This is a genomic window from Sandarakinorhabdus sp. (assembly GCF_032115815.1).
Lineage (GTDB): Bacteria > Pseudomonadota > Alphaproteobacteria > Sphingomonadales > Sphingomonadaceae > Sandarakinorhabdus.
The window spans coordinates 1-6,757 of sequence record NZ_JAUMBI010000237.1 but is presented as its reverse complement, the minus strand read 5'-3'; the positions used below and the strand labels follow the sequence as shown (position 1 = coordinate 6,757).

Below are 6,757 nucleotides of genomic sequence, written 5' to 3'. Positions count from 1 at the left end.
GCATGCCGCGCTGGCCGGCGATTGCCAAGCTGATGTCGCCATCATCGGCGGCGGCGCCACCGGGCTTTCGGCGGCGCTGCACCTGGCGCAGCGCGGCGCCAGCGTGGTGCTGCTGGAAGCCGGCCGCATCGGCCATGGCGCTTCGGGCCGCAACGGCGGGCAGATCATTCCGGGCCTGCGGCTGGGCGCTGCCGATCTGGTGGCGCGCTTCGGTGCGGAGCGGGGCGGCGCGCTGTTCCACCTCGCCCTTTCGGCCCGCGATCTGGTGGTCGATCTGGTGGCGCGCCATGGCATCGACTGCGATCTGGCGCTCACCGGTCATCTGCTCACCGCCGTTCGCCCACGCGACCTCGATGATTTCGCGCACGAAACCGAAGCAGCGGCCCGGCTCGGCTATCACGGCCTGTCGGTTCTGGATGCGCCGGCGGCACAAGCGGCCGTGGCCAGCCCCAGCCACGGCGGGCTGCTCGATGCCGGCGGCGGCCATTTCCACACGCTCAACTACACGCTGGGCCTCGCCCGTGCGGCGGCGGCGGCGGGCGCGCACCTGCATGAACACAGCGCGGTGAACCGGCTGGAACGGCGGGCAGGGGGCGTCGTGCTGCACACTTCGGCGGGCCGTGTCACCGCCGCCCAGGCCATCGTGGCCGGCGATGCGCTGCTTGGCCCGCTCAACGCCCGCGTCCACAGCCGCATCATGCCGGTGGCCAATTATATCGTCACCACCGATGTGCTGCCCGATGGCGGCGCCGGCCTGATCCCCGGCAACCAGGCGGTGAGCGACAGCCGTTTCGTCGTCAATTATTTCCGCCGCACGCCCGATGGCCGGCTGATGTTCGGCGGCGGCGAACGTTACAGCCCGCGCCCCCCGGCCGACATGGCGGAATTCGTGCGCCCGTTCCTGGAACGCAGCTTCCCGATGCTGGCCGGTATCGGCATTGCCCACGCCTGGGGCGGCCTTGTTTCGATCACCCGCAGCCGACTGCCCGATATCGGCCGCGATGGCCTGCTGCTTTGGGCGCACGGTTATTCCGGGCAGGGTGCGGTGCTCTCAACCCTGGGCGGGGCCCTGCTCGCCGAAGCCGCCCTTGGCGAGACCAGCCGCTTCACCCCGTTCGCCGCCGTGGCCCCTCCGGGCTTCCCCGGCGGCGCGCTCCTGCGCGGCCCACTGCATGTGCTCGGCATGCTCTGGTACGCCCTGCGCGACCGTACGGGGTGAAGCGGGGCGATCAGTGTTCATCCGGCGGCCTGCCAGTTATCCCCGACCGCTGCCGCGCCCCGTGCCGCTTCCACCACCGTTGCTGGTCCAGGCTTGCCATGACCCCTTCCGCGGTGAGCCCGTGGACAAATGTGGACCCCAGCACCGCGAGCAGAACGATGGCCCACACCGTATAAAGTCCGTCAAACGGGGCCTTGGTGGCGGCAAAGGCGAGATAATAGACTGATCCGATACCGCGCACGCCAAAACAGGCGACGACCAGCCGTTCGCGCCGGGGCATCCCATAAGGCAGCAACGACGCCAACCCGGCGATCGGCCGGATGACGAACAGCAACAGCAGGGCGATGGCGATATGATTTGCACCGATGTACGGCAGCAACAGCCCCAGTGCGACGCCGCCAGCAACCAGCAGCAGCGCCGTGAGCGCGCGTTCCAGCGATTCGGCAAAGGCGAATAATTCGGCCTGCGCCGGGTGGGCATGCCCGGCGCGCCGCACCATCATCCCGCCGACAAACGCCGCGATAAAGCCATAGCCGCCAGCCAGTTCGGTGCCACCATAGATGGCGAATATCGCGCCCAGCACCACCACGTCGGCTGCCACGACATTCATTTCCGCGCGTGCCGACCATCGGAACAGCGCTTTCCCCACCAACCACCCCAACACGGCGCCGCTCACGCTGCCGATGGCGATTTTCATCATCAGATCGTCGATGGCCCAGCGCTGGAGCAATTCCGTGTCGATTCCGCCCGCCGCTGCAATGGCAATGGCCAGCCAGACAAAGGGAAATGCCAGCCCGTCGTTCAGCCCGGCCTCGGTGGTGAGCAGAAAGCGGACGGCATCTTCCTTGCCCTCGTGGGGCTTCCCCACTTGCACATCGGCGGCAAGCACCGGATCGGTGGGGGCCAGAACCGCCCCCAGCAGCAACCCGCCGGCGAGTGAAAGCCCAGCCCACGCCATGCCGGCCCACGCCAGCGCAGCAATCGTGAGCGGCATGCCGATCACCAACAGCGCGCCGGTGCGCCACCAGATGGCGCTGCGCGGCCGATCGATCTGCAGCCCGGTGGCGAACAGGCTGATGATCACGCACACTTCGGCCGCCAGTTCCCACGGCAGCGGAACAGCGACCGGATCGAGGTTGGACCCGAACTGCGGCAACGCCAGCCCGATCACCATCCCGCCCAGCATCAGCGCGGAAGACGGCATGGCCAGGCCCTGCCGCCCTGATAAGCGCGTCAGCCACACGGCCAGCACGATGATGGCGCCCACCAGCGCCATAGCAAAATGAAGTTCTGCGGCCACGATCACCCTTGCTCGTTTTGAGAGACGGCGGCGTTCTGCCCGTCATGGGTCGCCGCACGAAAAGGGCTTATTGAATGGGCCGGATGTCGAAGCCGCCGCCCGCTACCAGGGCATCCCGCGCCACGCCACTGTCGATCGCGGTATCGTGGATGGACACCCGAATGGAATCGACGGGCGGCACCGCAGTTGGTTCGCTGCGATCGTCGGCCGCATCGGCCCCAGCCGAAGGCTGGCCTCCCTCCGGGCTGGCGATCACCAGATCGGGCGCCGCGCCCAGGCGGGTGATGAACATATCGATAACGCGCTGCGCCGCAGCCGCATCCTGGAATCGGGCAGATAACATGGCCATCTCGTTCTCCTTGTGGAGCAACAAGCATCCAGCCGCGCCGAAGTTCCCCTGAAAGCGCGAAGCTGCGGCGCGCAAGCGGGAGTGATCCGGCAGGCTCAGACGGCTATCGAGTGCGTTTGCAATTGCCAGGGGTGTTGAAAACATGGTGGGGCACCAGGGCACGAACCTGCAATCCGCTGATGAAGATGCGAAATGCCACACGTGGACTGGCGCATTTTGAACCGGGAATGAGAGTATTCATGGTGGTTGTGCCCACCCATGCCCATTGTCGTCCCGGCGAAGCCAACCTCGGAAACGCGTACGCCAGCGGATCAAACATTTCTCGCTAGATCATCTCGGCCATCGGTGCCGACGGGGGACATTACCCAAGCATGCGGCATGCCGCGCAGAGCGTCCCGGCTGTCAGGAACTGAGGCCGTGGGGTTCCTCGGAATCGATGAGTGTGCGCAACTGTTCGGGTGCCAGAATGCGTATGCAGCGATAGGACTGGCTGATCCAGCCTCTGGACTCGAACGCCTGGAGCAATTGCCGTGTTGGATGACGAGACAGTCTCGCCGTTTCGCCAACGTCCTCCTGGCTGAGATGGATCGGGTATGCTTGGCCTGCATGTCGACAGCCGGCATGATGCAGGAGCATAGCCGCGAGCCGCCTGTCAGCCCGGGGCAGGACCAAATCACTCATAACAATGCCAGCGCCCGCTCCATACTCAAAAATGAGTACAGCGAAATTCTGCCACCAATCAGGACGTGCGTACAACATGCGGCGAAGTACACCTAAGTTTACGCTCAGGATGGTCGTACGTGTGAGCGCACGTACATGCACTACACGTACCCGTTCAAATAGCGGTGCATAGCCTAACCAGGCGCCTGGATTGAACAAAACGGCCGATGGCGCATCTGGTGCACCGAACGCCGGCAATACGGCCACCTGTCCAGCGACCAGACCGTACATACCTGGGCCCACGTCGGCATTGTCGCCCGCTGTGGAAATCTGCTCGCCTGCGGCAAATGTTCGGAGACGGCCCGCAGCCAGGAAGGCCTCGCGGAAATCAGCGGGCCTCGTTGCCAGCCATACATTGCGTTCCAAAACATGGCGTGCATCGGCCATCGAAATCGGCTCGCGATCTGACATTGGACTGAACGATCCTTTTAGTTCGCTGTCTTTAACCTAGGGTTTAGCCAGACGAAAGGAGAAGACAATGGCCTGCCGCCAACGGTCTTTCGCGCTGGGGCACTGGCCGCGACGGCGTGTGCCGCCGCGCCCCTGCAAGCCCTGCGGGCTGCAAGGGCAGACGCGGCGCGGCATGGACCGCGTGGCCGTGAATTTTGCTGCCCGCGCCGCGCTGGAAGCGGCCCGCCGGAACCCCGCCTTGGTTGCAGCGTGAGGCCGCGATGAGCAGATCCCGCAACCTCCAGATCGTTGCCGATCGACAGGCCGGCGAAAGCTTCGCCATGATAGCAAAGCGCTACGGCCTTTCGCGCAGACGCACCGCGCAAATCGTTCAACAACACGAACAGCACTTGCAGAAGGTGTCCAGGCACCCGGTCTATCAGTATTTGGGCATCCGGGCGATCAACTGCCTGCGCAAGGATGGTGTGAACCCCGAGGACATTGACGCGATCAGCCAATATTCGCGGGAAAGCCTGCTTTGCCTCCCCAATTTTGGCCACAAGTCTCTGGCCCAGTTGGAGGCTTATCTGCGCCTGATGGGCCGGGCGTTGCTGGGCCGAGGCCACTATGCACGCGCCGCATCAATCCCGCCCGCAGCGGCCAAGCGCTCCGAGAAAAAATTCCGGTCTCACCCGCTTGCGTCTGGTCTGAGCCCAGCAGGTCTTGCAGTTTTGGAGAGAGTCTGGCCCATCTTTGGGGCCGGACGATGAAGCGCAGCAGGTTCATCGAAGAGCAGATCATCGCCATGCTGATGCAGCAGGGTGCTGGGGTGGCGACGGCGGATGTGTCCCGCCGGCGCTTGTGCAAGACGCGGCTCAGTACAGGCTGTTAGGATCATCGCGAACGATATTTGGCCCAGTAAGCCGAACGGATATGCCGATCACCCCTGTGGCTGGCAAACTCAGGCAACGTTGAACTGATCGCAGGCCAAGTGCCGTTGCGAGGGTCTTGGCCTTGCTGGGCAAATGCAGCCCTAATCTCCCGAACCCTGCCTATAACGTTTGGATGTCACGCCGCCGAAGGTTTTGGCCAGCTCAACTGCCTGACATTATCTGGGAAAATGGTGGACGCACCAGGGCTCGAACCTGGGACCCGCTGATTAAGAGTGGTGGGTGGCAAAATCACTGGCTCGGCGGGAGGGATAGCCTTCCCAATTGTAGCAAGTGCGTATCCCTGTGAGGAGGATCGAGCCTGTATCAGCGGGAAAGCAGGCGCTTGAATCGTTGCACTGCGCGCGACTGGAGCGGCTTCGGAGCATCATAGGCCATCTGCATGACGCTGACAGAAATCGCCGCACTGGCCACAGCGGCTTCATCCTTCACCTCGGGTCCCGCCTTGTCGGTAGGCAATATCCTAAACGTCAATCCGGGTAGGGGCTGGCCTTCTCGGGCGGGTTTCGGCCGCATGTCGCTGACGAACCGCACATCATAGGCCATGGTGGTGCCGATGCGTGACAGCTTCCAGGGCGCCTGCAGTGGATCGTCGGGAAAGTTCACGTTCAGTGCGGTTGCCACCGGCAGCAACGGACCGCCATTGGCGGAAGCCTCAAGACGTGACATCAATTGCAGCACCCGCCTTGCGACCACTTCCGACTGCGGATTGACGAGATCAGGGCCGCTTTCGGTCGCGGTGCTCGCACTCAGGGCGATGGCCGGGATTCCCCGCATCATCGCATATTGCACATTGCTGACCGTGCCCGAACTGACCACGATTCCACCGACGTTGCGCCCGATGTTCGGGCCCGAAATCACCAGATCAGGCGCCTTGCCCCACCGGGCCTGGCTGGCCACGTCTATGCCATAAAGCGTCGCCATCACCGGCGTGCCATCGACATAGTGATAATCGGCCCCAAGGTCGGAACGGGTGATAGGGCCAGCACCGGGATCGCCCTTGCGGGCAGCGCCGTTGAGGCAGTCCGTCGCCAGCGGGCCAAGCGGTTTCATGATATGTAGCGCACCGCCCATGCCGCTTTGCTGCTGGCAAGGAACTGCCACAATCACATCGTGCCCCGCCGCCTTCAACACGTCATGAAGGTATTTGACGTTGCTGGTCAGCCCATCGTCGTTCGTGATCAGGATGTTGCGGGCCAAGACCGAGGAAGCTGGCCCGAACCCCGCAACCAGAACTGCGGCGATCACAAGGGAACATCGACGTGCCCGCGTCGGCCGATCAGAAGCGGACACGCGCCTGCACCCCGAATGTGCGCGGATCATTGTAGATGCGCGATGTCTGCCGCCCAGCAATGCGGAAATCAAAGTAGTTGTAGGTGACGTTGGTCAGGTTCTGCGCCCACAGCGCCAGTTCCAGCTTGCCACTGCCAATGTCGATGTCACCCAGGGTAATCCGCGCGTTGACGAGATAGACGAGGTTGGCGTTTTCAGTGACCGTGTTGTTCGGAATATAGTCTCCGGCCGTGTTCGCATCCAGGTGCAGCCGCAGTTCGCCGAACGAGAAGCGCGGGAACTTGTAGTCCGCCGATACCGTCACGGCATGGCGCGGCGTGAATGCCGAGCTGATGTTCTGGATCACACCTGTAAAGATATTTCGCACCGGCGTTGTTGGCGCGTCGGTGAAGACATAGTTGATCCCAAATTGCAGATCCGTCACCGGCACGATCGTCAGATCGGCTTCCACGCCCTTGATGGTCCGCTTTTCAGGCGCATTCACGGTCTCGGTGTTGGAAACGAACTCCGGATTGATGAAATCCACCTGCTGATCG

General features: G+C 63.5%; 7 protein-coding genes and 1 pseudogene. 3 read left to right on the top strand and 5 right to left on the bottom strand.

Annotated elements, in window-relative coordinates; translation table 11 throughout:
* Window positions 1-1,219: FAD-binding oxidoreductase (locus RT662_RS13570; RefSeq protein ID WP_313671226.1), on the top strand; the 1,219-nt coding region annotated here is incomplete at its 5' end.
* A 10-nt stretch (window positions 1,220-1,229) separates the two neighbouring features.
* On the opposite strand, the gene RT662_RS13565 is transcribed toward RT662_RS13570, so the two are convergent.
* From RT662_RS13565 to RT662_RS13555, 3 genes are all read right to left on the bottom strand, one after another.
* Window positions 1,230-2,519, bottom strand: coding sequence for a cation:proton antiporter (locus tag RT662_RS13565; protein ID WP_313671225.1), 1,290 nt, complete (start codon window positions 2,517-2,519; stop codon window positions 1,230-1,232).
* Between the two features lie 67 nt (window positions 2,520-2,586).
* The gene (locus RT662_RS13560) at window positions 2,587-3,012 is read right to left on the bottom strand and encodes a hypothetical protein (protein WP_313671224.1); all 426 of its coding nucleotides are present in this window, start codon (window positions 3,010-3,012) and stop codon (window positions 2,587-2,589) included.
* Window positions 3,013-3,270: 258 nt separating this feature from the next.
* The gene (locus tag RT662_RS13555) at window positions 3,271-3,999 is read right to left on the bottom strand and encodes a Crp/Fnr family transcriptional regulator (RefSeq protein WP_313671223.1); all 729 of its coding nucleotides are present in this window, start codon (window positions 3,997-3,999) and stop codon (window positions 3,271-3,273) included.
* A gap of 260 nt (window positions 4,000-4,259) precedes the next feature.
* On the opposite strand from RT662_RS13555, the gene RT662_RS13550 reads away from it, so the two are divergent.
* Window positions 4,260-4,748 carry a DNA-directed RNA polymerase subunit alpha C-terminal domain-containing protein gene (locus tag RT662_RS13550; RefSeq protein WP_313671222.1) on the top strand — a complete coding sequence of 163 codons (489 nt, stop codon included), beginning with the start codon at window positions 4,260-4,262 and terminating at the stop codon, window positions 4,746-4,748.
* Window positions 4,745-4,870 carry a hypothetical protein gene (locus RT662_RS13545; RefSeq protein WP_313671227.1) on the top strand — a complete coding sequence of 42 codons (126 nt, stop codon included), beginning with the start codon at window positions 4,745-4,747 and terminating at the stop codon, window positions 4,868-4,870. The genes RT662_RS13550 and RT662_RS13545 overlap by 4 nt, the downstream gene beginning before the upstream one ends.
* Before the next feature lie 364 nt (window positions 4,871-5,234).
* On the opposite strand, the gene RT662_RS13540 is transcribed toward RT662_RS13545, so the two are convergent.
* Window positions 5,235-6,281 (bottom strand): 5'/3'-nucleotidase SurE, encoded by a 1,047-nt coding sequence (locus RT662_RS13540; protein ID WP_313671221.1) that lies wholly within the window; start codon window positions 6,279-6,281, stop codon window positions 5,235-5,237.
* Window positions 6,208-6,757: pseudogene (locus RT662_RS13535) on the bottom strand (TonB-dependent receptor); the annotation flags it as partial. The gene RT662_RS13540 and the pseudogene RT662_RS13535, both read right to left, overlap by 74 nt.

Bases quoted from the DNA above. Each gene is read 5' to 3' on its own strand.
- RT662_RS13550 (WP_313671222.1), top strand. From the start codon at position 4,260: ATGAGCAGATCCCGCAACCTCCAGATCGTTGCCGATCGACAGGCCGGC.
- RT662_RS13555 (WP_313671223.1), bottom strand. From the start codon at position 3,999: ATGTCAGATCGCGAGCCGATTTCGATGGCCGATGCACGCCATGTTTTG.
- RT662_RS13560 (WP_313671224.1), bottom strand. From the start codon at position 3,012: ATGTTTTCAACACCCCTGGCAATTGCAAACGCACTCGATAGCCGTCTG.
- RT662_RS13545 (WP_313671227.1), top strand. From the start codon at position 4,745: ATGAAGCGCAGCAGGTTCATCGAAGAGCAGATCATCGCCATGCTGATG.